The following is a 26,796-nucleotide window of genomic DNA, read 5'->3' as shown; positions in this document are numbered from 1 at the left end:
ATGCAGACCAAAATTGTTTTAAGGGACGATCAGATTCCCAAGGCCTGGTACAACGTGATTCCTGATATGCCCGGATCACTGGCGCCGGTCATCAACCCGCGCACGGGGGCTCCAGCCGCCCCTGAAGATCTGACGCCTATTTTCCCCATGTCCCTGATCGAGCAGGAGGTCAGCGAACAGCGCTGGATAGAGATCCCGGAAGAGGTGCGTAAAGTCTACCAGCTCTGGCGCCCGTCTCCCCTGTACCGCGCCCATCGCCTGGAAGCGGCCCTGAAGACCCCGGCGCGCATTTATTACAAGTATGAAGGGGTGTCCCCGGCGGGTTCTCACAAACCCAATACCGCGATCCCTCAGTCATGGTACAATAAGCAGGCAGGGATAAAGCGCCTGGCGACCGAAACCGGGGCAGGGCAGTGGGGCTGCTCGCTGGCCCTGGCCAACTCTTTCTTCGGAATTGAAACGACAGTCTACATGGTACGGGTCAGCTTCACACAGAAACCCTATCGGAAGAATCTGATGGAGGTGTGGGGCGCGGATGTGATCCCTTCGCCCAGTGAACTCACCGAGGTTGGGCGGCGCATTCTCGAAGAGAGCCCCGATACACCCGGTTCCCTCGGCATCGCGATCAGTGAAGCGGTTGAGGATGCGGCCACCCACGACGACACCAATTATGCCCTCGGCAGCGTTCTCAACCATGTGTGCCTCCACCAGACTGTTATCGGTTTGGAGGCAAAAGAGCAGTTGCGGATGGCCGGGGAAAAGCCCGATGTGATTTTTGGTGCCTGCGGCGGCGGCAGCAACTTTGCCGGTATCGCCTTTCCTTTTGTGCGCGACAAGGCCAACGGTCAGGACATTCGCCTGGTAGCGGTGGAACCGGCTTCCTGCCCCACCTTGACCAAGGGCGTCTATGCTTATGACTACGGCGATATCGCCAAGCTGACCCCCATCACCAAAATGTATACACTGGGACATGATTTTGTGCCGCCCGGCATTCACGCTGGAGGGCTGCGCTACCACGGCGACAGCGCCCTGGTCAGCCAGCTGCGGCATGAAGGGATTGTCGATGCCGTCGCGTATCCGCAGAATGCCTGCTTTGAGGCGGCGCTGCTTTTTACGCGCAGCGAAGGGATCGTGCCGGCACCTGAATCGTCCCACGCCATCAAAGGGGCGGTGGATGAAGCGGTGCGTGCCCGGGAGGAAGGGCGCGAGCGCACCATCCTGTTCTGCCTGTCCGGTCACGGAAATTTCGATATGACGGCTTACGAAGATTATCTGGCCGGGCGGCTCGTAGATTACGCTTATCCCGAAGAGCTGATCCGCTCATCCCTGGCCAATCTCCCTGAAGTCGGTTAAGGTGGTGCGCGGGTGAGCGGGTGCAATGAAGCAAGGGTACGTATCAAGATCTGCGGTATCACCTCCGTTGAGGACGGATTGCATGCCGCGCGCTGCGGTGCGGACGCCCTCGGCTTTGTCTTCTACGATCGCAGCCCGCGCTGCATTGCGCCTGAGGATGCCTGTGAAATCGTCCGGCGTCTTCCCCCCTTTGTCTCGACGGTGGGTTTGTTCGTCAACGAAGAGCCCTCACGCATTGAGCGCATTGCACAAATGTGTTCACTGGATATGATTCAAGTGCACGGGGATGAAGAGCCCGACCAGTGCAGGATTGCCGGACGGCGGGTGATCAAGGCCCTGCGTTTACGAGATCGCACTTCGTTGCTGATGGTGGAGCGTTTCTCCGACTGCGGTGTGCTGCTCGATGCCTGGGTCTCCAACAGTTATGGCGGAACCGGACAATGCTGCAATTGGGGGCTGGCGGCAGAGGCTGCGCGGTGCCGTCCTGTTATTCTGGCGGGGGGGCTTGATCCGGACAACGTTGCCGAGGCCATCTCCGTCGTTCACCCCTTTGCTGTCGATGTCTCCAGCGGGGTCGAGAGTGCACCGGGCAGGAAGGATCCACTCAAGGTCGAAGCGTTTATTCGCAATGTCAATCAAACGAGGTCTGATCAATGAGCAAAATGCCTGATGAGCGAGGTCATTTCGGTCAGTTCGGTGGTCGCTATGTGGCCGAAACACTTATGCCCGCGCTGATTGAACTCGAGCTGGCCTATGGCGAAGCCTGTCAGGATCCTGCCTTTCAGCAGGAGTTCCGCGATTATCTGACCCACTACGTGGGGCGGCCTACGCCGCTTTATCACGCCCGCCGCTTCTCCGAAAGTCTGGGGGGCGCCCGTGTCTATCTCAAGCGTGAAGACCTCAACCATACCGGTGCCCACAAGGTGAACAACACGGTGGGGCAGATTCTGCTGGCGCGCCGCATGGGGAAAAAACGGGTCATCGCTGAAACCGGCGCCGGGCAGCATGGCGTCGCGACCGCGACGGTGGCGGCCCTGTTCGGCCTGGAGTGCGAGATCTTCATGGGCAAGGAGGATATCCGCCGTCAGGCCCTGAACGTGTTTCGCATGAAGCTTCTGGGCGCCAAGGTGCACGAAGTGACGGGCGGCAGCGCAACTCTCAAGGACGCCATGAACGAGGCGCTTCGCTACTGGGTGACCCATGTGCGCGATACCTTCTATGTCATCGGTACCGTAGCGGGCCCCCATCCCTACCCTCAGATGGTGCGTGATTTTCAGGCCGTCATCGGCGAAGAAACAAAAAGCCAGATCCTGGAACGCGAAGGGCGCCTTCCGGATGTGGCGGTGGCCTGCATCGGCGGCGGCTCCAATGCGATGGGGATGTTCTACCCCTTTCTGCAGGACCGCGATGTCCGCCTGATTGGAGTCGAGGCCGCCGGGTATGGGATTGAAAGCGGAAAGCACGCTGCCTCCATCGGCGCTGGACGGGTCGGCGTGCTGCACGGCAATAAAACCTTCCTGCTCCAGGATGATGACGGTCAGATTACCAATGCCCATTCTATCTCCGCCGGACTCGACTACCCCGGGGTCGGGCCCGAGCACGCCCACTTGCATGAAATCGGCCGGGCCGAATACGTTTCGGTCACGGATGAGGAATCTTTGCAGGCATTTGAGCAACTGACCCGCCTTGAAGGCATCATTCCGGCTCTGGAGAGTGCTCATGCCGTGGCGTATGTGATGAAGATTGCGCCGAAGCTGTCACCACAAAAAATCATCGTTCTCTGCCTTTCGGGGCGGGGCGACAAGGATATTCACACCGTTGCCGAGGCGATGGGCGTGGATCTCTAGTCTTTTAATCAGGCCCTCCGCTGAACAGCGAGAGGCACAAAAAGGAAGTCCATGAAATTTACCGAACTAGATCTGCCAGCTGAAGTCCGTCAAGGGATCGAGGCGGTGGGATTCACCGATCTGACTCCCGTCCAGGAGGAGTCAATTCCGTTGGCGCTGGCCGGGCACGACGTGACCGGCAAAGCCCAGACAGGCACCGGCAAAACGGCGGCTTTTCTCATTTCACTCTTCACCCGCATGTTGCGCAATCCTCGCAAGACGGGCTCGAATCCACGGGCGCTCATTCTTGCGCCGACCCGCGAGCTTGTCGCGCAGATTCACGACGACGCCCAAGCCTTGGGAGCGCACTGCCCTTTTAAGGTTCAGCCGATATTCGGCGGTGTTGATTATCAGAAACAACGCGACGCGCTGCGCGACGGGGTCGATGTGATCGTGGCCACTCCGGGGCGACTGATCGATTATGCCAAACAGAAGGTTTTCAGTTTCAACCATATCGAATTCCTGGTGATCGACGAGGCCGACCGCATGTTCGATATGGGCTTTATCCGCGACCTGCGCTTTATCCTGCGTCGGCTCCCCCCTTTCGACCAGCGGCAGACCATGCTTTTTTCGGCCACGATGTCCCATCGCGTGCGGGAGCTGGCCTACGAATTCATGAATGTGGCAGAACAGGTTGAGGTCGAGCCGGAACAGGTCACTGCCGAGCTGGTCGAACAGCTCCTGTTTCACGTGTCGCGACGGGAAAAATTCCCGCTGCTGCTCGGCCTGCTGGCACAGGAAGAGAATGCCGACCGAATCATGATCTTCGTCAACACTAAAAAGGAAGCCGAGCATCTGACCGAGCGCCTCAAGGTGAATGATTTCAAGGCCGCCGTTCTCTCGGGCGATATCCCGCAGAAGAAGCGGATTCGCATCCTTGATGATTTCAAGCAGGGGCGCCTGCGTGCGCTGGTGGCGACCGACGTGGCATCACGCGGGATTCATATCGACGATGTCAGTCATGTCATCAACTATGATCTGCCGGAAGACCCGGAAGACTATGTTCATCGGATCGGACGGACGGCGCGTGCCGGTGCTCAGGGGAAGGCTTTCTCTCTGGCGGATGAGAACCTGGTTCTGCACCTGCCGGACATTGAAGGGTATATCGGCCGCAAAGTGCCGAGTTGCATCCCGGGGGAAAACGATTTTATCTGGGACTATAAACGACCCCATCCGCGCAAAAAGGCTCCGGTACCGGAAAAGAAAACCAGCGGTGCTGAAAAAAATAAGTCTTCCCGCCGTCGCCGGCCGCGGCGCAAACCCGCAGGGGGAAAACCGGCAGGATCTTGACGGGTAAGGCTTGTATCCGAGGGCCTTTTAGGGTCTTCGGGGGATGTGGGGCAATGCAATGCTGAAAAAAGTCGTTGTACTTCTGACCCTGACGTTGATTGCCTTCGGTGTCATGATGGCCACGACCAGCCAGTCTGTTTTTTCGGTGGAGGATTCCATCATCATCGAAGTGCCTCTTGAGCAGGCTTGGGACCTTCTGGCGGCCGTATCCGCGTGGCCGCAATGGTGGCCAGGCGTTGAAGCCGCCCGCGTGGTTCCCAGGCTGCAGGCGGGTGCGCGTTTTGAATTGATTCTGCGAGGAGACGCCGACACCCCGCCGGCCACGATAGAATCGCTCGTGAAGCACAAGCAGCTGAGCTGGATTCGCGACGGTGTCCTCGGCAGCAGCACACGTACCGCTTTGCGACTTTCCGCGCACCAAGGCGGCACCGAGGTGACTTTGAACAGTGTGATCCGCGGCCCGCAGGCCTTTCTTGCGCGTCTGACAGGGCGAGAGAATTTTGAATCCTATCATCGTCAGGTGCTTGAATCCATGCGGAACCGCCTGGAGACAGTGGACGTTGATGGGGCAAGATGATGGTTGCAAACAAGGCGCATTTTTTTTATAACGGTTGAAATTTACTGTTGAGATGTGACATGGGACGAATTTCCCGTACCTTCCAAAAATTGAAGGAGCGTGGCGAGACAGGCTTGATCCCCTTTCTCACCGCCGGTGACCCCGATTTGGCGACGACTGAGGAACTGCTCAGAGCGCTGGCGAAGGCGGGAGCTGATATCATCGAACTCGGCGTGCCTTTTTCCGATCCGATGGCAGATGGCCCCACCATTCAGAAAGCCAGTGAACGAGCTTTGGCTGCGGGAGCGAGTCTGCGGGGCATCCTTGATGTCGTGGCTCGTTTTCGAGCCGAAAGCGATATTCCTATTGTATTGATGGGATATTTCAATCCGGTATTTGTGTTCGGAGTCCGGGAGTTTGCAGCTGAATCCGCCCGGGCCGGGGTCGATGGTGTGTTGCTGGTTGATCTGCCTGCCGAGGAGCGAGAGGAACTGCATCCCGCACTCAAGCAGGCCGGGGTCGATCTGATTCAGCTGATCGCACCGACCACGCCTCCGGAAAGAATGGCGGCGCTGGCCCGCAATGCCGAGGGCTTTATTTATTATGTTTCCATGACCGGTGTGACCGGCAGCCGCCGTGCGGATCCCGAAGAGATCCGTTCCGCGGTTGGTGCTTTGAGGGCGCAAAGCCCCGTGCCCGTTGCTGTCGGGTTCGGTATTGATTCCCCTGAAGCGGCGGCCGAAATAGGGGCCTTTGCCGATGCTGTGGTTGTGGGGAGCGCCCTGGTAAAAGTGGTTGACGAACACAGTGGCAGTTCAGAGCTTGTGCCCCGCGCCGCTGAATTTGTGCAGTCGCTGAAACGGGGACTGCTCGGAAAAGAGTCCGGGGCCGCGACCCCGTGACAAGGAAATAAATTTCAGGGGAACCGTTTTGCTGCGGATTCCCGGCCTTTCATAAGGATAAATCCATGGCTTGGTTCAAAAAGCAGAAGGCGCCCATTGCGCCGGTGGAACAGAAGCAGGTGCAGATGCCGGAGGGGATCTGGACCAAATGCAAGAACTGCAGCGAGATCATCTATACCAAGGAGATTGAGCGCAATCATAATGTCTGCCCTAAATGCGATTACCATTTTCGAATCAGTGCCCGCGAGCGGATCGACCTTATCCTGGACGCGGATTCGTTCGATGAAATGGACGCAGGCATGCATTCCACCGATTTTCTCGATTTCAAGGATTCGAAAAAATACAAGGACCGGATCAAAACCACTATGAAGAATACCGGCATGAGCGATGCCGTCGTCTGCGGCACCGGGACGATTGAAGCGTTGCCGGTGGCTGTGGCGGTGTTTGATTTCGGGTTCATGGGCGGTAGCATGGGCTCGGTGGTCGGGGAGAAGATCACCCGGGTCATCGAACGCGGTCTTGCGGATCGCACGCCGGTACTGATTTTCAGCTCTTCCGGCGGAGCACGTATGCAGGAGAGCATTCTTTCGCTGATGCAGATGGCCAAAACCAGTGCCGCGCTGGCCAAGCTCAAGGCGGCGGGGCTGCCTTATATTTCCGTTCTTACCGATCCGACGACCGGAGGGGTCACTGCGAGTTTCGCGATGCTCGGTGATCTTAACATTGCCGAACCCCGCGCTTTGATCGGATTTGCCGGTCCTCGTGTCATTGAGCAGACGATCCGGCAGAAACTTCCGGAAGGGTTCCAGCGCTCCGAATATCTGCTCGAGCACGGGATGGTCGATATGATCGTGCGCCGCCAGGAGATGAAAGCGAGGCTGTCCCAGGTCCTGCGCATTCTGACCAAGAGTTGACCCTTGCCGTATAACGGGGCGCTCGATTACCTTTACGGCCTGCAGCGTTTCGGCATCAAACTCGGGCTGGACAATATCCACCAACTGCTGGCGCGGCTTCATCACCCCGAGCAATCTTATCCTATCATTCACGTTGCCGGAACCAACGGCAAGGGATCGGTCTGTGCGGCGCTGGCCCGTATTTTAACTGAAACCGGCGCGCGCACCGGTCTTTATACTTCCCCCCATCTGCACAGTTTCACCGAGCGGATCACGGTAGACGGTCGACCTGTTGCCGAACAGGACGTGGTCGATCTTGTTGAGCAACTGCGCCGATTGAGCCGGGGAGTGCCGGCCACCTTTTTTGAATTCACAACGGCTCTCGCGCTACGCTACTTTCAGCTTCGACAGGTCGATTGGGCTGTGCTGGAGGTTGGCATGGGGGGACGCCTCGATGCCACAAATGCCGTAACCCCGGCTCTCTCCATTATTACTCCCGTCTCCGTCGATCACGCTGAGCATCTGGGGCAAACACTTGAGAGCATAGCTCGTGAGAAGGCAGGGATTATTAAGCCCGGTGTCCCGGTTGTGGTGGGGCACCAGGAGCCTGATGCCCTCGCTGCAATCGAAAATGTTGCTGCCCAACTGCACGCACCTCTTTACGTGGCTGGCCGGGATTTCAAGGTGGCTGCAAGGGACGATGGTTTTGATTATGAGGGCCTGAAGATGACGTTGAAGGGGCTTTGCCCGCGCCTGGCCGGCCGTCACCAGCATGATAACCTGTCACTTGCTTTGGCGGCCCTTGAGGTGTTGCAGCCCCGAGTGGCTGGTTTTGATAAAGAAGTGGTGCGCAAAGCGGTTGAGGAGGTGCAATGGCCGGGAAGACTCGAGTTTGTTCCAGGCAATCCCCCGGTTCTGCTGGATGGCGCTCACAACCCGGCCGGCGCGCGTGCCCTGGCCTCTTTTTTGGCGGAACGCCGTTACGGGCCTCTGCCCTGGGTGATCGGGCTGAGCGGGACGCGCTCTCCTGAAGATGTGCTGACACCGTGGCTACCCTATATTGCCGAAGCCTATATTGCTGAGCCGTCCATAGAGAAAGCGGTTGATGCAACAGATATCGCCGATTTTCTCCACAGCAGAAAGTGTCGAGCCCTCGTGTGCGGTTCCCCGTCGCAGGCACTGGAGAACCTGTGTCGCAGTTGGGCAAAGGCGCCTCTGGCCGTGGTCGCCGGTTCTCTGTACCTGGTCGCTGAACTTCGTGACCTTTTGTTGTCTGAAAGGGACGTCCTGTCGTGAGATTGTTCCGCTGCTTTTTTCTTTTCATGCTGGTGTGCCTTCTTTTTTCCGTGATGGCGGGTTTTGCTGTCGCGGCGGGACCTTCCCTGGATGAAGACCAGCCGGTTCATCTTGATGCCGACCAACTCGATTATGATCAGCAGAGCGGAGAATATCAGGCCGTAGGCGAAGTTGTTTTGCGACAGGGAGAGATGACCTTGTTTGCCGATGAGGTGTGGTGGCATCCCGAAACCGGCGAAGCCCGGGCCCGCGGTGATGTGCGCCTGCTGGACCCCAGCGGTGAGATGACCGGCGATGAACTTTCTCTCGAACTGGATAGCGGGCGGGGGCGCCTCTCCTACGGGACCATTTTTCTGCGGGATCGCAACCTTCACGTGACCGGGGATTCCATCGAGCGGTTGAGTCCCGTGGATTACCGCATCGAGCAGGGCGAGTTTACCACCTGCGACGGTGAGAACCCCGCATGGAAATTCCGCGTCAGTGATCTCGAAGTCACGCTCGGAAAATTTGCCCGCGGTCGTCATGCCAGGTTCTATCTGAAAAACATTCCCGTTTTCTACACACCTTATGTGCTTTATCCCGTCCAGACCGAACGTGAATCCGGCCTGCTGATGCCTCGTTACGGTTATTCCAGAAACCGCGGCTGGCAGCTCTCGGGTGCCTACTATCAGGTCCTGGCGCAGAATCAGGACATGACCTTCTACCTGGATTACTTCAGCGACCTCGGCATCGGCAAAGGGCTGGAGTACCGCTACGCATTTCGTCGCCAGGAAGGAGAAGCGAAAATTTATCATGTCAGCGGCTTTGATGAAGGGGAGAATGCACTGGCCATCGACTGGCGCAACCAGGGGTGGTTGCCGGGGAAAATCCGCAGTGTGGCAGCCGTAGAGTATGTCGATGACGAAGAATATTTCTCTCGATTCGGAGAGGTCGCCGGTGAGTACAATAAGGACAAGACCGAGTCGAAAATTTTTCTCAGCCGCGCCTGGGGAAATCGCAACCTGACGGCACAGCTCAAACACCTCAACAACCTTGACAGGGATACCGATCGCACTCTGCAGCGCCTCCCCCAGGTCCATTTCTCATCCTTGCTCCAGCCCGTTGGCGAATCCTTCCTTTTTGCCCGGCTGGATACGACTTATGACCACTTCTACCGCGACGAAGGCCAAAGCGGCCAGCGCCTGCTTTTACGCCCCGCCCTGTCGGCCCCCTTCCAGTTGGGGTTTCTGGAGGTTTTGCCTGAAATAGGGTTTACCCAGCGGTTTTATTACGCCGATGAAGATTCTTCTGGCGAAAGCGGCTCCCGCTGGGAGCAGAAGGGCGTTTTCGACCTGGGCGTGCGCATGAGCTCTTCCTTCGCCCGTGTATTTAATGGTGGCCCTGGAAATGTCAGCAAAATCCAGCATGTCATTTCACCGGAAATCGCCTATACCTATGTGCCTCGTCACGGTGAGGATGACCTCCCTTATTTCGATCGCAGCGACCGCCTTGCCCATGTCCATCGCATTTCCTACGGTCTGACCAATCGCCTGACCGCCCGCATCGAGCCGCAGGACGGTGCCGCCTTTTATCATGAATTCCTTTATTTCCGTTTGTCGCAGGAATACGACATTGTCGAGTCGCGGCAGGACCCCCTTAATCCCCTGGATAACTTCAGGCCATTTTCCGCCCTGCGGACGGAGCTTCTGTTACGGCCCACCCGCTGGAGCTATGTGAACCTCGACAGCCGCTATGATTTTGAAACCGCGGCGGGAGATTCTATGAAGGTTGCGGATATGCGCCTCGAATTCGGTGCGAATGATGGAAGGGGGAATGACGTATCCGCCAGCTACCATTACCTGCGGGACGACCAGGAGTATGTGCAAGGAGAACTCCGCACATCTTTCCTGGATCCCGTTCATCTCCGGTATCTCCATCGCTACGATCTGGTGGTCGGCAGGGATCTGGAAAAGGTTCTCGACGTGGAATATCGTGCGCAATGCTGGAGCGTGTTTTTGACTTTGCGCGATCGCCTTGAGGATACGGAATTTTTGGTGACCCTCTCATTGTCGGGTCTCGGCCGCATTGCCAATTTTGGCGGCGTGCTAGGCGGTGGTGGGTAGTGGCGAACTTTTTTGCCAGTTGACCGTCTTTTATGCAATGTGCTACTTATTACACCCTTGGGAGGGGCTGATGCCATTTAATGCTGATTTTGAATCAGGGAGGGTTTTATGAAATTTCTGGTTGCACTGATTTTTACCGTCACGCTTTCCTTGGGGGGAAGCTTTGCCGCGCTGGCGCAGAATGAAACACCCTCTGCCGAGGCGCAAAATGCAATAATCAATATCAATACTGCGACCGCCGTGGAGTTGCAGGCCCTGACCGGCATCGGATCGGTCAAGGCGCGCAGTATCGTGGCCCATCGGGAGAAAGAGCCTTTTTCGTCGGTCGACGATCTGACCCGCGTTGAAGGAATCGGCTCGGCAACGCTCGAGCGTATTCGCTCAAAAATCACGGTTAACTAAAGATAACGTGGTCATCAGCCCTCTCCCGACTTTTCCTGGCCCGATCTTCACCGGGATCCCGGCGCCTCTTCCGGGACATCCACACCTTCTTTAAAACCGATGCGGCATGGCCTCTGAAAACACAGGTGATGAAACACCACGACGTTTGAAATTGCGCCCCCCTTTGTGGATGGGAATCGTGATTGTGCTGTTGTTCGCGCTGGCTTTTTTTGGCGAACGCGGCATTATGCGAACCTTCCGCATGTTGGAATACCGTGCTGAATTGCAGGAACGCATTGATCAACTGGAGGCGGACAACCGCGAGTTGAGACAGGAAGTCGAGCGATTGCGCAACGATTATTTCTATCTGGAGGGTTTGGCACGCAAAAATCTCGGCATGGTCAAGGAGGATGAGCTGGTTTATCAGTTTCCGCGCACTCCCGATCCCGCTTCCGCGAAGGCTTCCGACAAGGATCCGGCCGACTAACCACTCCTGTGATCGCTCCTTTCCCGTGCATGATCCCTCCAGCGTCCTGCTTGACACCTGTACGTCTGCGGAGCTAGCATGATTTCTTTTAGATAAAACCAGGAAATTCAAGGAGAATCCATGCCCTACGATGCACCCCGGACCTGCCCGGTCTGCGCCTGGCGTTCCCAATGCGTCAAGCGTCACACCATGAGCGGAGACTCTTCTCTGCACTGCCCTGATTTTTCCGAGGACGTTGCTCTGCGGCGTGCGGCGGAAAAAGAGGCGGCCGCCGAGGAAAATACAAGCGAGAAAGAATGACTTTCAGATGAAACAACGACTCAGAAAGAAGATAGAGCAGGCGATGGACGCCTGCTTCGGGAGCGGAACGCTCAATAGCGGAATTGTGCCGGAGATCGTGCTTGAAGTCCCCAATCACAGCGATCATGGTGATTTTGCCACCAACGCCGCAATGGCCATGGCACGCGCCGAAAAAAAAGCGCCGCGACAAATCGCGCAGGCGTTGATTGATGCGCTCGGAGATGGCGACGGGCTGTGGGATAAAGTTGAAATAGCAGGTCCAGGCTTCATCAACTTTTTCCTCTCTCCGCGGTGCTGGTACGGGGTGTTGGACGACGTCGCTCGGGCGGGAAGGGATTATGGGCGCAGCACGTTGGGCAACGGCAAAAGGGTTCAGGTGGAATTCGTCAGCGCCAATCCCACGGGCCCCCTTCATATTGGCCATGGTCGCGGCGCCGCTACCGGTGACGCGGTGGCGGCGGTTCTGGAGTGGGCGGGATATTCGGTCGATCGCGAGTATTACATTAATGACGCGGGCAACCAGATGGATACCCTGGGGCGTTCGCTATTCCTCCGCTACCGCGAGAGTTTTGGCGAAGCTGTTGATTTCCCGGACAACTGCTACCAAGGAGACTACATTCGCGACATTGCCCGCGAGGTGGCGCAGCGTGACGGACGGCGTTACCTTGATGTGCCCGAAGATCAGGCCGTGGCGTTTTTCGCACGTTTCGGCGGGGAGCGCATACTCGCCGGGATAGAGGAGGATCTTCAATCTTTTGGAGTTTATTTCAACAAGTGGTACAGCGAGCAGAGTCTGTACGATCGCGGTGACGTGCAGCGGGGAATCGATCTGCTCAAAGAACGAAAACTGACCTATGAAAAAGACGGCGCCCTCTGGTTCCGAACGACCGACTACGGCGACGACAAGGATCGGGTGCTGGTTCGTTCCAACGGCGCAACGACCTACTTTGCCTCGGATGTGGCTTACCACAAGGAAAAATTCGAGCGAGGGTATGATCTGGCCATCGATGTCTGGGGGGCGGATCATCACGGTTACGTACCGCGCATGAAAGCGGTGCTTGCCGGTTTGGGGCGCAATCCGGAGGATCTGCAGATTATCCTGGTACAACTTGTCAATCTGCTACGCGGTGGAAACCCGGTGGCGATGAGTACTCGCAGCGGAGAGTTCGTCACCCTGCGTGAAGTCATTGACGAGGTCGGTCGTGATGCCTGCCGGTTTTTCTTCCTGATGCGGCGCTCCGACAGTCAGCTTGATTTCGATCTGGATCTGGCCAAGCAGCAGAGCAATGATAACCCGGTCTATTATGTGCAATACGCTCATGCCCGGGTGTGCAGCATCAATCGTAATGCTGCCGAGCAGGGAATTGTCGCTCCTGACCTGGGAAAGGTCGATTTTAACTGCCTGCAGTTGGAGGAAGAGCTTGCGCTGGCTAAATACCTGGCGCGTTTTCCTGAAACCGTGGCAGGGGCCGCACGGGATTTTGCACCGCATCGGGTGGTATTCTATCTGCAGGAACTCGCATCTCAGTTTCACAGCTATTACAATCGTCACCGGGTGGTTTCCGAAGATGAGAATGTCACCCGTGCACGTCTTTATCTAGTCAACTGCATACGCACGGTTCTGGCCAACGCGTTGGGGCTTCTTGGCGTTTCAGCGCCGGAGAGCATGTAAATACGGGAGGTACTCGATCATGACGCGTGAAACGAAGACTCGAAGTCAGCGTCGCATGGAAAGAAAACAGGCTGTTCTGCTGCTGGTGACCATGCTGGCGGTCTCATTGGTCAGCTTCTCCCTCGGCGTTATGGTCGGCAAGAGCGGTTCCCCACAGATACCGTCCGCACCTCTCACGCCTGCTGCAACAGAAAAAGTTGTGGTGGAAAAGTCCGCGTCTCGCGAATCAGATACCGAGACGAAAACGGCAGACCCCGCGGCAGACTCCGTGGACGAGAAAACGTCTCTAACTTTTTTCGATACCCTCCCGAAGAGTGATGAGCCTCCTCTGGGCAGCGGCATCAATCAACCGCCGGCGCAGAAAGAGCAGGGCCCGGCGCGCGATAGCCTGAAGCCCGTTCTGGAAGATGCGGAGCGCAAATCCGAAAGTGCCTCTACGGAGAAAGCCGACGCCGGCGCGCCCCCCGCTGCTCAATCTGTACCTCCTGTTGCTGACGGCCGCTTCGTGGTACAGGTCGGTTCCTTTCGCGCCGAAGGCGATGCACGGGCTCTGCGGGAGAAACTTTTGAAGAAAGACTTTTCCGCCTATATCCAGCAGGCGGATCTTGGCGACAAGGGCTCCTGGTATCGGGTGCGGGTTGGTCCGTTTGCCGATGCGGAAACAGCGCGCGGCGCGGCCGATCTGCTCAAGGCACAGGAGAAGATAGACGGGTTTGTTACGCGCCGCTGAAGTTTGGTCGAGGCGGTTTTCTGCCGCGGTAAAAAATAACTTGACTTGCCCTGCGAATTTGTTTAATTTCCTGTTTCGCGTGTCGCGGGGTGGAGCAGTACGGTAGCTCGTCGGGCTCATAACCCGAAGGTCGCAGGTTCGAATCCTGCCCCCGCAACCAAGTTTTTCCGCTTCCCTTGAACGGGAGGTTTTATATCCCGCTTTTCGGCGGTGTAGCTCAGTTGGTTAGAGCATGCGGCTCATATCCGCAGTGTCCGGAGTTCGAATCTCTGCACCGCCACCAATCACCACAAAGACCCTTCTCGGACTCCGGGGAGGGTCTTTGTCATTCCGGCACATAATCCATGAAAAATGAGGTGCTCGGCGAAATCGTCGACAAAAAACTTTTGCAAAAGGGTGACAGGGTCCTTGTTGCAGTCTCGGGTGGGAGCGATTCAGTGGCACTGTTGCACCTGCTCAAAGAGATTGCCGCAGACCTGAATCTTTCCCTTGTGGTCGCGCACCTCGATCATGGCCTTCGTGCGCAAAGTGCCAAAGACGCACTCTTTGTGGAAGGGCTGTGCAGACTGTGGGACCTCCCGTTTGTTTTGCACCGCACTGCAGGTTCTGAAATCAGCGCCGCCCGGCGCGGGGGTGTTGAGCAGGCAGCAAGAAAAATGCGGCGAGCATTTCTGGAGGAAACCGCCCGGCGGTTTAATTGTCGCCGGATCGCGCTGGGGCATCACCAAGATGACCAGGCTGAAACAGTTCTTCACCGCCTGCTGCGGGGCAGCGGGCCGGCAGGACTGGCCGCCATGCGCCCCGTCAGTGGAGTCTATGTGCGACCCCTGCTGTCTGTTTCCCGATCCCGAATCAGACGTTACCTCGATTTTCATGGTTTGACGTTTTGTCATGATGAGAGCAATGATGACCTGCGCTATACCCGCAACCTGATCCGGCATCGCCTGTTGCCCCTGTGCCGCTTGATCAATCCGCGCGTTGAAGATGCACTCGCCCGGTTGGCCCGCCGCTTGAGCTGTGAGGAGGATTACTGGCGTCGGCAGGTCATGGAGACGGTTTCCGGCTGGTGTCTGGCGACAGGTTCTGCCTGTGTCCCCCGGAAGGAAATCAATCGTCTCCACCCGGCGCTTCGTGACCGCGTACTGCGTCATCTGGTCGAAATCGTGCGAGGGGACCTGCGGGGGGTGGAGGAAAAGCACATTGCCGCCCTGGCTCAATTGGCAGCAGGGGCGCAGGGGCGCAAGGAACTTCACCTGCCCGGAGTCACTGCGTTCCGCAGCTATGATGAGCTTCACCTGGAAACTCATCCATCTGCAGCTATAGAGCCTTATTGCCAAAAAGTTACGACTCCGGGCGTGTACAGACTGCCGGGCGGCTGGCAGGTTGAATTTACTCTGGCCTCGAAACCGGGCCTGTGTGATGGCCGCACCGCGGTGGAGTTCGACGAAGCCCGGGTCACGTTCCCTCTGATTCTTCGCTCCCGCGAGGCCGGAGACCGGATGACGGTTGCGGGAATGAGCGGGCGACGTAAGCTTAAAGATATTTTTATTGATGAAAAAGTACCACTGGATATAAGAAGATCCTGCCCCGTGCTCGAACATGAGGGGCAGATCCTGTGGCTGGCGGGGTTGCGGCGCTGCAACGACTACCGACCCGGCGGAAAAACCAAAAAAATTCTGCGGGTCGCGCTACTGCCGTAAAAAAGGTCAGTCCCGACTTGTGGACTCTCGTCCTTTGTGGTACTTTTTCCCGATAGTTAAACCGGGTTTAGCACCTTTATATCAACCGAACCAAGCGAATATATTTCCTGTATTAGGGGGGAAAGTGAATCAGTTTTATAAAAATCTTGCGTTGTGGCTGGTAATCTCCTTATTGATGATTCTGCTCTTCAACATGATGACGCAGAAAGAGCAGGAGTTAAAGCCTGTCAACTACACCAATTTTCTCAGTGCCGTTGATGAAGGGCGGGTGCAGAAAGTCACTATCCAGGGGCAACAGATCGAGGGTCTCTATGACGACGGAACCGCGTTCAAGACCTATGCGCCGGGTGATGTGGAGCTGATCCCCGAACTGAAGGAAAAAGGCGTTGTGATCGAAGCAAAGCCGGTTGAAGACCAGGGGTTCTGGTTCACCCTGCTGGTTTCCTGGGGGCCGATTCTGCTGCTGATTGCTGTATGGATCTTCTTCATGCGACAGATGCAGTCCGGCGGCGGCAAGGCCATGAGCTTCGGCAAGAGCCGCGCCAAACTCCTCAACGAAAGCACCGCCCGCGTGATGTTCAGTGATGTGGCCGGGGTTGAGGAAGCCAAGGACGAGCTTGAGGAGATCGTCTCCTTTCTGAAAGACCCCAAGAAATATTCCCGCCTCGGCGGCAAGATCCCGAAGGGCGTTCTGCTGGTGGGGCCGCCCGGGACGGGTAAAACCCTTTTAGCCCGTGCTATCGCCGGTGAGGCCGGCGTGCCGTTTTTCTCAATCTCCGGTTCTGACTTCGTTGAGATGTTCGTCGGGGTTGGTGCGAGCCGTGTGCGTGACCTGTTCGTTCAGGGCAAGAAAAACGCACCCTGTATCATCTTCATCGACGAGATCGATGCTGTGGGTCGTCATCGTGGCGCCGGACTCGGCGGCGGTCATGATGAACGGGAGCAGACCCTCAATCAGCTGCTGGTTGAAATGGACGGTTTCGAGTCCAACGAGGGCGTTATCCTGATTGCCGCCACCAACCGCCCCGACGTGCTTGATCCTGCCTTGCTGCGTCCCGGACGTTTTGATCGCCAGGTTGTCGTGCCGCCACCTGACGTGCGTGGCCGCGAGAAGATCCTGCAGGTTCACTCTCGCAATATTCCCATGCAGGAAGATGTTGATATGGCGGTTCTGGCCAAGGGAACTCCGGGATTTTCAGGTGCCGACCTGGCCAATCTCGTGAACGAAGCGGCTCTTCTGGCCGCACGCAAAAACCAGGACAAGGTTGCCATGGTTGACCTGGAAGCGGCCAAGGATAAAGTCATGATGGGCGCCGAGAGGCGTTCCATGGTGATCACCGAGGAAGAGAAGAAGGTCACCGCCTGGCACGAAGCGGGGCACGCTCTGGTGGCCCTGTTCATCCCTGGCTCCGATCCGGTGCATAAGGTGTCGATTATCCCTCGCGGTCGTGCCATGGGCGTGACCATGTATCTGCCCCAGGAAGAGAAATACAACGAGACCAAGGATGGTCTTAATATTCGCATCTGCACCTTGCTTGGCGGACGTATTGCCGAGGAACTTGTCTTCCCGAGCATCACCAGCGGCGCGGCCAATGACCTTGAGCGTGCCACTGCCATCGCCCGCAAGATGGTCTGTGAATGGGGGATGAGTGAGACCCTTGGCCCTCTGACCTTCGGCGAAAAAGAAGGCGAAATATTCCTCGGCCGCGACATGGGCCACAGTAAAAACTACAGCGAAGCAACCGCCGTCGAAATCGACAGGGAGATTCGCGATATCGTTCAGCGCAATTATGAGCGAACTCGCACTATCCTCAAAGATAACCGCGAAGCTCTCGACCGTGTGGCCGAAGCCCTGCTGGACCGTGAAAACCTTGACAGCCACGAGCTTAATGACCTGGTCTTTGGTGCTTCGTCAGCCGGGAAAGAGGATGAAGGAAAAACCATTGCTCCCTCTGAAGGCGGTTGTGTGGACCAGGATTCCCGGACTGATGAGTAAATGACGTCTTCGCCTCCGCGGTTGCTTCAGATCGCCAGTGAGCCGCAGGCACTAGCGGAATTGCGCCGCCTTGGGGCAGGCCCCTGGGAGTCTTACCTGCCTCATCTGTTGGCTGGTGGTGACCTGATTAAGGTGCATGATGTTTCGCAGGCGCTGTTTCGCTGCCTGCAAGCCAGTGTCGGCACTTCTCTCAAGCAGATCGTGCCTTCAGCGTCGTTGCTGGGCGGGAATGCCGCTGGCGGTGATCTTCTGCTGTGCGGAGATCGCCCCGGGTTGCGTGCTCTCTGCCAGGCTCTGCAGAAAAATGGAGGAGTACCGGAAGCCCGATTGGCGCAATCGCTCAGCCTTCTTCTTGATCGCTCCGAGCGCCCGGCAACATCTTTGCGGGGGCGCACCTGCACCTTGGATTTGAGTCGCCCCCGTATCATGGGGATTCTCAATATCACCCCCGATTCTTTCTCGGATGGGGGGTGCTACCTCGATCCGGATTGCGCCCTGAAACAGGCTCGGAACATGGTCGAGCAGGGGGTCGATCTCATCGATATCGGAGGGGAAAGCACCCGCCCGGGATCTACAGGGGTTGACGAAGAGGAGGAAGTGCGGCGGGTAGTCCCCATCGTTGAACGGATCGCCGCACAATGTGCTGTTCCGATTTCGGTGGATACCACAAAAAGCCGCGTTGCCCATGAGGCCATTCTTGCCGGCGCGGAATTTATCAACGATGTCAGTGGGCTGCGTTTTGACTCTGAAATGGCGCGCGTCGCCGCGCAGACCGGCGCCGGATTGTTCCTCATGCATACCCGAGGGCGCTCGGACATCATGCAGAAACGGACGGATTATGCTGATTTGCTCGGGGATGTATGCCGCTACCTGGCCGAGGGGATCGAACTTGCATATGCCGCCGGGGTTGAAGAGGATCGCATCGCCGTAGACCCGGGTGTCGGATTCGGCAAGGACGCAGCCGGCAACCTGGAAATCCTGCGTCGCCTTGCAGAGCTTCATTGCCTGGGGCGGCCGATCCTGCTGGGCACCTCACGTAAAGCTTTCCTCGGTAAAATTCTCGACCGCCCTCAGCCGTGCGAGCGTCTGTTCGGAACTGTCGCTACTACGGCTCTCGGCGTTGCTCAGGGGGCACGTATTTTCCGAGTGCATGATGTCGCCCCGAATCGTGATGCCGCTTTGACAGCCTGGGCGATCCACCCTTATGTATGATTGATCTGTTTACCGTTTAACCTCTTTGATCCTTTGCAGGGGCCAGGCTGAGATGGACGGGTTTTCCGATGTTATCAAGAATTTGCGCTGGCTCGACCTGCTGGATATCGGGCTGGTCGCTTTCATCATCTACCGGATCATCCTGCTGATCAAAGGCACGCGGGCCGTGCAGATGCTGCTCGGACTCGCGGTCATTCTGTTCGTTTATGTAGCTTCGCAGGTCGGCGGCCTTTATACCCTGCACTGGCTTCTCGATAATTTCCTCTCCTCGATTATCCTTGTCATTATTGTCATCTTCCAGAACGATATCCGGCGCGCCCTGATGCATGTCGGCCGCAATCCGTTTTTTTCCGGTCTCTCCTACCGGGAGGAAGGTGAACTGATTGATGAATTGGTCAAAGCCAGTGTCGTGATGGCCAATCGTCGAATCGGCGCTCTGATCGTGATCGAGCGTGATACGGGGCTGAAGGATTTTCTCGAAGTGGGCACAGAACTCGATGCGCGGGTGTCAAGCGATCTTCTGACCTCCATTTTCCTCCCCTATTCACCCCTCCATGACGGTGCGGTGGTCATTCAGCAGGGGCGGCTCAAGCAGGCCGGCTGCTTTCTGCCTCTTTCCCAGAATCCCGACATCAGCAAAGCCCTGGGAACCCGGCACCGTGCCGCCATCGGGCTGACCGAGCTAGTCGATGCCGTGGCCATTGTCGTCTCGGAGGAGACCGGGCGCATCTCCATCGTGGTGGGTGGGCGCATTACTCGTGACCTCGACTCGTCGTCGTTGAAGCGTGTCCTCAAGCGCCTTCTGGAAAGTCAGAACGCTCGAAAAAAGAAATAGGTCGTTATGCTGAAGTTCCTGACCGAAAATTGGATTCTTAAGATCGTTTCGCTGGTCTTCGCCCTGGTCTTGTGGTTCTTTGTCATCGGAGAGCGGAGGGTCGAAGTCGGCTACACCGTTCCCCTTGAGCTGGTCAACGTGCCCGAAGGCCTGATGGTTGCCAACGAGGTTCCCAATCTCGTCGATATACGGCTCAATGGCCCGCGCACACTGTTGATGAATCTGTCGCCGGCTGATATCAGCATTTCTGTCGACCTGACCGACCTCAAACCCGGCCTGACTTCCTTCAAACGCCTGGAAGAGCGGCTCAACATCCCGAGTGGTCTCAAGGTGACCCGCTTGTCTCCCTCCTTTGTTGATGTCAAGCTTGAAAGAATCAGGGGCAAGAAGGTGCCGGTGGAGGTGGTGTTGCGCGGCGAACCGGCAGAAGGCTACACTCTTGCCGGGTATGATATTGTACCGCAAAAGGTGGTGATCGAAGGAGCCGAGAGCGAAATCAAGGACGTATCACAGGTGCTGACGGAACCGGTTGATATTGAGGGAATACGCGAAAGTTTCACCCTGATCGTCCCCCTCGATTACCAGGGCAGATACACACAGCTCAAGGAAGACCGCACCGTTGAAATTCAGGTGCATGTCGTTGCGCTGGCCCCCGAGCCGGAGCAGGCTCCGGAGAATGAGACTTCAGGATTACCCGAAGAGAAACGCGAGAATACATCGCTTGAGAAAGGTGAATGAAATCTGTCATGAAAAAAAAGCTTTTTGGAACAGACGGTGTGCGGGGAGTCGCCAATATCCCGCCCATGACGACTGAGACGGCCATGCAGCTCGGACGCGCTGCCGCCTACCTGTTCAAGGATGGCAACCGCCGTCATCGCATCGTCATTGGCAAGGACACTCGCTTGTCCTGCTACATGATCGAGAACGCCCTGGCTGCCGGCATCTGCTCCATGGGGGTCGACGTGTTGCTGGTCGGGCCGCTGCCCACTCCAGGTATCGCTTTTATCACCTCCTCCATGCGGGCCGATGCAGGGGTCGTGATCAGTGCTTCGCACAATCCCTACCAGGATAACGGCATAAAATTCTTCTCCAACGACGGTTTCAAACTGCCCGATGCTCTCGAGCTGAAAATGGAGGATCTGATTTTCTCCAAGAAGATCGAGAGCCTGCGCCCGATTGCCTCCGAAGTCGGCAAAGCCTATCGTATCGATGACGCGGTGGGGCGCTATGTCGTGTTCCTGAAAAATTCGTTCCCCAAGGATCTTGACCTCAAAGGGTTGCGCGTTGTGCTCGATTGCGCCAACGGCGCGGCGTATCGCGTGGCTCCTGCGGTGCTGGAGGAACTTGGCGCCGAGGTCATCCCCTTGGGGGTTTCACCCAACGGCACCAACATCAATGCCGGCTGCGGTTCGCTGCATCCGGAGGTTATGTCCGAAGCGGTCAAGGAACACCGGGCGCATCTCGGGATTGCTCTGGACGGTGATGCGGACCGGGTGATTTTCTGTGATGAATTCGGCAACGTGGTGGATGGCGACCATATCATGGCGCTGTGCGCCGTCGATCTGATCAAACGCAAGAAGCTTGCGCACAATACTCTCGTGGCGACTGTCATGAGCAACATGGGGCTCGATATTGCGCTGAAGCAGGCCGGAGGCAAGGTTGTCAAGACGGATGTGGGCGACCGCTATGTCGTTGAAGCCATGCGCGAGGGCGGCTATTCCCTCGGCGGAGAGCAGTCCGGGCACCTGATCTTTCTGGAACACAACACCACTGGCGACGGTATGCTATCGGCGCTCCAGGTGCTTTCGGTGATTCAGCGCAGCGGCAAGCCGCTTTCCGAGCTTGCCGAGGTGATGGTGTCCCTGCCTCAGGTGCTGGTCAATGTGCGGGTTGCAGAAAAGACCGATCTTGAAAGCATCCCTGAAATTAAAAAAGAAATTGATCATGCCCGCCGGGTTCTGGGTGAAAACGGTCGGGTTCTGATCCGCTTTTCCGGGACCGAGCCGCTGGTGCGCATCATGCTTGAAGGGCAGGACAAATACCAGATCACCGAACTCGCACATCAGATTGCCGCAGTTGTTGAGCGCGTCATGGGGGAGAAAAAACAACAATGAAAACTGCCAGACTGGGAGTCAATGTCGACCATGTCGCCACGGTACGCCAGGCGCGCAAGACCCATGAGCCCGATCCGGTAACCGCCGCGGCGCTGGCGGAATTGGCCGGTGCCGACGGCATCACGATCCATCTACGCGAAGACCGTCGCCATATTCAGGACAGGGATCTGGCCGTTTTGCGCAGGACGGTGCGCTCCCGCCTGAATCTTGAGATGGCCGCCACTGACGAGATGGTGGGCATCGCGCTGAAGTTTCGACCGGATGAAGTCACCCTGGTGCCGGAAAAACGACAGGAGCTGACCACCGAGGGCGGCCTCGACGTTGTTCAGAACCGGCAGACGTTGAAAAATCCCGTCGCCCTGTTGCGCGATGGCGGAATCTCTGTCAGTCTTTTTGTCGATCCTGACCCGGAGCAGATCAAGGCCGCTCATCGTCTGGGTGTGGATGCCATTGAAATTCATACCGGGTGTTACTGCGATGCGGCCGACGCCAATGTACGCCGCGCCGAATTGACCAAGATCGAGCAGTCGGTCAGGCTCGGCCAGAAGCTGGGGTTGGCGGTTCACGCCGGCCACGGGCTCAATTACGACAATGTGCGTGAAGTCGCAGCCCTTGGGGGCATCGAAGAGTTCAATATCGGGCACAGCATCGTGGCGCGCGCCGTTCTGGTCGGTATGGATCGGGCGGTGCGTGACATGGCGGCTCTGATTAAAGGAAGCTGACCATGGCGATCCTTGGCGTCGGCACCGATCTGGCGCGCATCGGTCGCTTCAGGGATTTTCTCCATCAGGGCAAAACGGCGCTGATCGACCGCCTGTTTACCGCGGAAGAAAAGGCCTATGCTCTGGATCGCAAGGACCCTGCGCCCCATCTTGCCGCGCGATTTGCCGCCAAGGAGGCGTTTTTAAAGGCGCTGGGACTGGGCTTGCGCGAGGGGATGACCTGGCACGATATGAGTGTTGCGCGCGATGACCTCGGTAAGCCCTCGCTGGTTCTGACCGGGGCCGCAGCTCTTATCTGCCGGACCCGTGGAGTGGGTCGCGTGCATCTTTCTTACAGCCATGACGGGGACTATGCACAGGCCGTTGTCATTCTGGAGGAGCCATGAGAGTTCTGAGTGCCGCACAGATGCAGGAGCTTGATCAGAAGACGATCAAGGAGATCGGTCTGCCCGGTCCGGTACTGATGGAGAATGCCGGGCAGGGCGCCGCCCGGTTGATTAATGAACGGTATCGCCATCTCTACCCCGGACCGGCGGTCGTTATTTCGGGCAAGGGCAACAACGGCGGTGACGGCTATGTCATTGCGCGATCGCTTTTGCAGCGTGGTTGGCAGGTCCGCACTCTGGTCTTGGCGGATGATGCGGCGGTGGAGGGAGACGCCCGCCTTAATCTCGAGATTCTGCGAAAGGTGCGCGGCGAGATTCTTTTTGCGCCCGATGACGATGGGCTTTCGGCCGCTCTCTCTCAGTGCAGTGGGTCTCGCCTGCTGGTGGATGCGCTTTTTGGCACGGGGCTTTCCTCCAATGTCCGCGGTCGATATGCCCGAGCCATTGCCTGGATGAACGACGAGTCGGCGCCGATTGCCGCCGTGGATATCCCCAGCGGACTCGATGCCACAACCGGCCGTATTCTCGGATGCTGCGTTCAGGCCGACCTCACCGTGACCTTTGCCCTGCCTAAAATCGGGCATGTCGTCTATCCCGGAGTAGACCAGGTCGGAGCCCTTGAAATAGTGGATATCGGCATCCCTGCGTTTCTGCTGGAAGGCCAGACGCCTGCGCAGATCCTGGTTGATGGTGAATTTGCCCGCCATCTGCTCCCACCCCGGCCATCCGATGGCCACAAAGGCACCTTCGGACATCTGCTGATCATCGGTGGCTCTACCGGAAAATCGGGCGCGGTCGCTCTCGCTGCCGACAGCGCCATGCGAAGCGGCGTCGGCTTGGTGACTGCGGCAGTGCCAAAGGGAATTCATGATATTCTTGAGGTAAAATTAACAGAGCCCATGACGGTGCCGCTGCCTGAGGTCGATGGCGCATTGGGGGCGGGAGCACTTGATGCACTGACCGAGGCCTGGCAGGGCAAACAGGCATTGGCGGTCGGCCCCGGTCTGGGGCAGAATGAGCAGGCTCAGGAGTTGGTCAGGCGTTTGGTGCGCGACTGCGATTTGCCGCTGGTGATCGATGCAGATGGGCTCAATTCTCTTGCCGGCCATCTCGAGGGATTGTCATCCTGCCGGCCGGGGACGACCGTCATAACTCCCCATCCCGGAGAAATGGCGCGTTTGGCTCAGATCCCGGTGGAGGAGGTCCAGCAGGACCGCCTTTCGGTCGCGCGCGATTTTGCCCTTCGTCATGGAGTCATTGTGGTGCTCAAGGGAGCGCGTACGGTGATCGCCTCACCTGACGGTACGGCCTGGATCAACGCCAGCGGCAACCCCGGCATGGCGTCCGGAGGCATGGGCGATGTCCTGACCGGGGTGGTGGGAGCCCTGCTGGCGCAGGGGATGCCCGCGGCCGAAGCCGCTGTTTTGGCCACTTATCTTCATGGCGCTGCGGCTGACCGACTGGCCTGCCGGGAGGGGTGTGCGGGGCTGACTGCCGGCGAGATTGCCCACGAGCTTGCCGCTGTGCGATACGAACTCGGTCGGCGCTCTGGATGAGGCCCTTCGGACAAATTTGGCAGGATAACGTTCACTTCTTGATAAAGGATGCGATGCAATGCTCAAAGCTAAAGATATCATGACCCGCAACGTCATTTCCGTTCAGCCCGATACCGGTATTGAAGAGCTGGCCCGCCTTTTTATGGAAAAAGGGATCAGCGCCATGCCGGTCGTCAAGGAGGATGGGCAGCTTTTCGGTGTGGTCACCGAAACAGACCTGGTGGCTCAGGATCGGCCCCTTCACCTGCCGACGGTGGTTTCTATCTTCGATTGGGTGATCTATCTCGAAAGCGAGAAAGATTTCAAGAAAGAGGTGGAGAAAATCACGGCACGCAAGGTCGATGAGATCTGTTCGACCGAGGTGGTCACCTGCTCTCCGGAGACATCTGTTTCGGAAGTAGCCGCGCTGATGACCGAGAATAAAGCGCATCTGATCCCGGTGGTTGAGGACGACAAAGTGGTCGGAGTCGTCGCACGCCTCGATGTTATCCGGTCGATGGGACGATGACCCGGGACGTTCTCACCATTGAAACTCAAAGCGCTGAAGAAACAGTTCGTCTCGGGATGCTGCTCGGCGGGTTGATCGAGAAGCCTTTGCTGATTCGCCTGGCAGGAGATCTGGGGGCGGGCAAGACCTGTTTTACCCAGGGAGTGGCCCGCGGGCTCGATATCCCCGATGACGAGCCGGTCACAAGCCCCAGCTACACCCTGATGAACCAGTATAGCGGCCGTCTGCCGCTCTACCATTTTGACCTCTACCGCCTGACAAGTGCCGACGATCTTGAAGATCTCGGTTTCAGCGACTATCTCGACGCTGATGGGGTGACCGTGGTGGAATGGGGGGATCGGTTCGAAGAAAACCGCAGCGCAGGTCTTTTTATCACCCTGATACGTTTGGATGAATTCCGTCGGCGCCTGATTATAGAGGCGCATACAGCACCGGAAAGACATCTGCTTGAGGCTCTCGATGCCCGCTGGCGAAAGGAGACCGCATCATGAAGGAATTCGATATTGCCGTGATCGGTGCCGGCCCGGGTGGATATGTCGCTGCGATCCGTGCCGCCCAGCAGGGCGCCTGTGTGTGCCTGATCGAAAAAGACAAGGTTGGCGGCACCTGCCTCAATCGTGGTTGCATCCCCACCAAGGCTCTTTACAGCACGGCGCATTTCTGGCAGCGCCTTAAACATGCTGAAGACCACGGCATCCGGATCGATGAGCCCTCCCTCGATTACACCGTGGCAGCTGAACGGCGGGATAATATCGTAAAGCGCCTGGTCGGCGGGATTGAACAGCTGCTCAAGGCGCACAAGGTTGAATTGTTCCGTGGGCACGCTCTGATTGAAGGGCCGGGGCGGATTTGCATCAAACGACCCGAAGTCACCGGGCGCATTCGGGCCAAAAACATCATCATCGCTACCGGCTCGCGTTCAGTGCGCCCTAAAGCCCTGTCGATAGACGGGAAAAATGTTTTGACCAGCCGGGAAATCCTTGCTATTAAAGAACTTCCCGCCAGCCTGATGGTTGTCGGAGGCGGTTATATCGGCTGCGAATTCGCCGGAATTTTCGCCGCCCTGGGGACCAAAGTCACGGTCGTGGAACAGCTCCCGGGTCTGCTTGAACAAAGCGACCGCCAGGTGGTCAAGGAGGTTGAAAAATCCTTTAAATCCCTGGGGGTGCAAGTTCATACCGAAACCTCGGTAGAGCGCCTCGATGCCAAGGATGGCGTCGTCACGGCTTATCTCTCAGGCGAGAAGCAGGTTGAGGCTGAAAAGGTTCTGGTTGCGGTCGGCCGTGTTCCCAATATCGATAATCTCGGCCTTGAAGATGCCGGAGTTGAAACAAAAGACGGCGCCATTGTTGTCGATGACGGGTTGCGGACTTCGGTGCCTGGAGTCTACGCGATCGGCGATGCGACCAACATCATTCAACTGGCACATGTAGCCTCCTACCAGGCCGGAATCGCTGTAGCCAACGCCATGGGGGGCGATGAAAAAGCTGATTATCGGGTCGTTCCCAGCGCCATCTTCACCCTGCCTGAGATTGGCCAGGTCGGCTTGACCGAAGACCAGGCCAAACAGCAGGGGATCGAGGTGGAAAGCGGGCGCTTTTCCTACCAGGCATCAAGCAAGGCACAGTGCGAGGGGGAAACCCAGGGACTGGTCAAGATCGTCGCCGATAAAAAAGACGGCGCCATTCTCGGCGCTGCCATCGTCGGCGCCGAGGCCTCAAGCCTGGTCGCTGAAGTGGCCGCTGCCATGGGCGCGGGAATGAGCGCGCATGAACTCGGCGGGAAAACGATTCATGCCCATCCCACCCTGCCGGAAATGATCATGGAAGCGGCGGAAGATGTCGCCGGGCTGGCGGTTCACAAAGCCGGGCGCCGCCGCGACCGCGGATAACGTCATACCTGAGTGTCGGGCGCCCAGG

General features: G+C 57.5%; 26 protein-coding genes and 2 tRNA genes. All 28 read left to right on the top strand.

What is annotated here, in order from left to right; translation table 11 throughout:
* The 28 genes from GSUB_RS12485 (at position 1) to lpdA (ending at position 26,768) form a co-directional block, all read left to right on the top strand.
* Positions 1-1,353, top strand: coding sequence for a TrpB-like pyridoxal phosphate-dependent enzyme (locus GSUB_RS12485; protein ID WP_040201052.1), 1,353 nt, complete (start codon positions 1-3; stop codon positions 1,351-1,353).
* A gap of 12 nt (positions 1,354-1,365) precedes the next feature.
* Complete coding sequence (locus GSUB_RS12480; protein ID WP_040201051.1) at positions 1,366-2,010, top strand: phosphoribosylanthranilate isomerase; 645 nt, start codon at positions 1,366-1,368, stop codon at positions 2,008-2,010.
* On the top strand, positions 2,007-3,200 hold the full coding sequence (gene trpB / locus GSUB_RS12475) for a tryptophan synthase subunit beta (RefSeq protein WP_040201050.1): 1,194 nt from the start codon (positions 2,007-2,009) through the stop codon (positions 3,198-3,200). The genes GSUB_RS12480 and trpB overlap by 4 nt, the downstream gene beginning before the upstream one ends.
* A 51-nt stretch (positions 3,201-3,251) precedes the next feature.
* Positions 3,252-4,529 carry a DEAD/DEAH box helicase gene (locus tag GSUB_RS12470; RefSeq protein WP_040201048.1) on the top strand — a complete coding sequence of 426 codons (1,278 nt, stop codon included), beginning with the start codon at positions 3,252-3,254 and terminating at the stop codon, positions 4,527-4,529.
* Positions 4,530-4,587: 58 nt separating this feature from the next.
* Positions 4,588-5,106: an SRPBCC family protein gene (locus tag GSUB_RS12465; protein WP_040201047.1), complete on the top strand. Its 519-nt coding sequence runs from the start codon at positions 4,588-4,590 to the stop codon at positions 5,104-5,106.
* 59 nt (positions 5,107-5,165) lie between these two features.
* Positions 5,166-5,987 carry a tryptophan synthase subunit alpha gene (gene trpA, locus GSUB_RS12460; protein WP_040201045.1) on the top strand — a complete coding sequence of 274 codons (822 nt, stop codon included), beginning with the start codon at positions 5,166-5,168 and terminating at the stop codon, positions 5,985-5,987.
* Positions 5,988-6,052: 65 nt separating this feature from the next.
* Positions 6,053-6,901 (top strand): acetyl-CoA carboxylase, carboxyltransferase subunit beta, encoded by an 849-nt coding sequence (gene accD, locus GSUB_RS12455; RefSeq protein ID WP_040201044.1) that lies wholly within the window; start codon positions 6,053-6,055, stop codon positions 6,899-6,901.
* Between the two features lie 3 nt (positions 6,902-6,904).
* Positions 6,905-8,176 carry a bifunctional folylpolyglutamate synthase/dihydrofolate synthase gene (locus GSUB_RS12450; protein ID WP_040201043.1) on the top strand — a complete coding sequence of 424 codons (1,272 nt, stop codon included), beginning with the start codon at positions 6,905-6,907 and terminating at the stop codon, positions 8,174-8,176.
* A complete protein-coding gene (locus tag GSUB_RS12445) occupies positions 8,173-10,278 on the top strand; it encodes an LPS-assembly protein LptD (protein WP_144402012.1) in 2,106 nt (701 codons plus the stop codon). The genes GSUB_RS12450 and GSUB_RS12445 overlap by 4 nt, the downstream gene beginning before the upstream one ends.
* 108 nt (positions 10,279-10,386) lie before the next feature.
* Positions 10,387-10,680, top strand: coding sequence for a ComEA family DNA-binding protein (locus tag GSUB_RS12440; RefSeq protein ID WP_040201041.1), 294 nt, complete (start codon positions 10,387-10,389; stop codon positions 10,678-10,680).
* Positions 10,681-10,858: 178 nt separating this feature from the next.
* On the top strand, positions 10,859-11,146 hold the full coding sequence (locus GSUB_RS12435) for an FtsB family cell division protein (protein ID WP_040201040.1): 288 nt from the start codon (positions 10,859-10,861) through the stop codon (positions 11,144-11,146).
* Positions 11,147-11,266: 120 nt separating this feature from the next.
* Entirely contained in the window at positions 11,267-11,446 is a 180-nt protein-coding gene (locus GSUB_RS12430; RefSeq protein ID WP_040201039.1) for a hypothetical protein, read from the top strand.
* 7 nt (positions 11,447-11,453) lie between these two features.
* On the top strand, positions 11,454-13,118 hold the full coding sequence (gene argS / locus GSUB_RS12425) for an arginine--tRNA ligase (protein WP_040201038.1): 1,665 nt from the start codon (positions 11,454-11,456) through the stop codon (positions 13,116-13,118).
* Positions 13,119-13,137: 19 nt separating this feature from the next.
* Positions 13,138-13,848 carry an SPOR domain-containing protein gene (locus GSUB_RS18130; RefSeq protein WP_052464909.1) on the top strand — a complete coding sequence of 237 codons (711 nt, stop codon included), beginning with the start codon at positions 13,138-13,140 and terminating at the stop codon, positions 13,846-13,848.
* 83 nt (positions 13,849-13,931) lie between these two features.
* Positions 13,932-14,008: transfer RNA gene (locus GSUB_RS12415), tRNA-Met, on the top strand.
* Positions 14,009-14,054: 46 nt separating this feature from the next.
* A tRNA-Met gene (locus GSUB_RS12410) sits at positions 14,055-14,131 on the top strand.
* Between the two features lie 61 nt (positions 14,132-14,192).
* A complete protein-coding gene (tilS, locus tag GSUB_RS12405; RefSeq protein WP_052464908.1) occupies positions 14,193-15,548 on the top strand; it encodes a tRNA lysidine(34) synthetase TilS in 1,356 nt (451 codons plus the stop codon).
* A gap of 124 nt (positions 15,549-15,672) precedes the next feature.
* Entirely contained in the window at positions 15,673-17,544 is a 1,872-nt protein-coding gene (ftsH, locus tag GSUB_RS12400) for an ATP-dependent zinc metalloprotease FtsH (RefSeq protein WP_040201037.1), read from the top strand.
* Positions 17,545-18,756 (top strand): dihydropteroate synthase, encoded by a 1,212-nt coding sequence (gene folP, locus GSUB_RS19780; RefSeq protein WP_235269830.1) that lies wholly within the window; start codon positions 17,545-17,547, stop codon positions 18,754-18,756.
* A 52-nt stretch (positions 18,757-18,808) separates the two neighbouring features.
* Positions 18,809-19,591, top strand: a complete 783-nt coding sequence (cdaA, locus tag GSUB_RS12390; RefSeq protein WP_040201036.1) for a diadenylate cyclase CdaA — start codon at positions 18,809-18,811, stop codon at positions 19,589-19,591.
* Between the two features lie 6 nt (positions 19,592-19,597).
* A complete protein-coding gene (locus tag GSUB_RS12385; protein ID WP_052464907.1) occupies positions 19,598-20,329 on the top strand; it encodes a CdaR family protein in 732 nt (243 codons plus the stop codon).
* A gap of 8 nt (positions 20,330-20,337) precedes the next feature.
* Positions 20,338-21,705, top strand: a complete 1,368-nt coding sequence (glmM, locus tag GSUB_RS12380) for a phosphoglucosamine mutase (RefSeq protein WP_040202488.1) — start codon at positions 20,338-20,340, stop codon at positions 21,703-21,705.
* Positions 21,702-22,427 carry a pyridoxine 5'-phosphate synthase gene (locus GSUB_RS12375; RefSeq protein WP_040201035.1) on the top strand — a complete coding sequence of 242 codons (726 nt, stop codon included), beginning with the start codon at positions 21,702-21,704 and terminating at the stop codon, positions 22,425-22,427. Before glmM ends, GSUB_RS12375 begins: the two co-directional genes overlap by 4 nt.
* A gap of 2 nt (positions 22,428-22,429) precedes the next feature.
* Positions 22,430-22,813, top strand: coding sequence for a holo-ACP synthase (locus tag GSUB_RS12370; RefSeq protein ID WP_040201034.1), 384 nt, complete (start codon positions 22,430-22,432; stop codon positions 22,811-22,813).
* Entirely contained in the window at positions 22,810-24,369 is a 1,560-nt protein-coding gene (locus GSUB_RS12365; protein ID WP_040201033.1) for a bifunctional ADP-dependent NAD(P)H-hydrate dehydratase/NAD(P)H-hydrate epimerase, read from the top strand. Before GSUB_RS12370 ends, GSUB_RS12365 begins: the two co-directional genes overlap by 4 nt.
* A 58-nt stretch (positions 24,370-24,427) precedes the next feature.
* The gene (locus GSUB_RS12360) at positions 24,428-24,877 is read left to right on the top strand and encodes a CBS domain-containing protein (protein WP_040201032.1); all 450 of its coding nucleotides are present in this window, start codon (positions 24,428-24,430) and stop codon (positions 24,875-24,877) included.
* Positions 24,874-25,368 carry a tRNA (adenosine(37)-N6)-threonylcarbamoyltransferase complex ATPase subunit type 1 TsaE gene (gene tsaE / locus GSUB_RS12355; RefSeq protein WP_040201031.1) on the top strand — a complete coding sequence of 165 codons (495 nt, stop codon included), beginning with the start codon at positions 24,874-24,876 and terminating at the stop codon, positions 25,366-25,368. Before GSUB_RS12360 ends, tsaE begins: the two co-directional genes overlap by 4 nt.
* Positions 25,365-26,768 carry a dihydrolipoyl dehydrogenase gene (gene lpdA / locus GSUB_RS12350; RefSeq protein WP_040201030.1) on the top strand — a complete coding sequence of 468 codons (1,404 nt, stop codon included), beginning with the start codon at positions 25,365-25,367 and terminating at the stop codon, positions 26,766-26,768. The genes tsaE and lpdA overlap by 4 nt, the downstream gene beginning before the upstream one ends.
* Positions 26,769-26,796: the final 28 nt, after the last annotated feature.

The sequence above is a fragment of the Geoalkalibacter subterraneus genome (genome assembly GCF_000827125.1).
Taxonomy (GTDB): Bacteria; Desulfobacterota; Desulfuromonadia; order Desulfuromonadales; family Geoalkalibacteraceae; genus Geoalkalibacter_A; species Geoalkalibacter_A subterraneus.
This window is presented reverse-complemented; position numbering and strand designations above follow the sequence as displayed.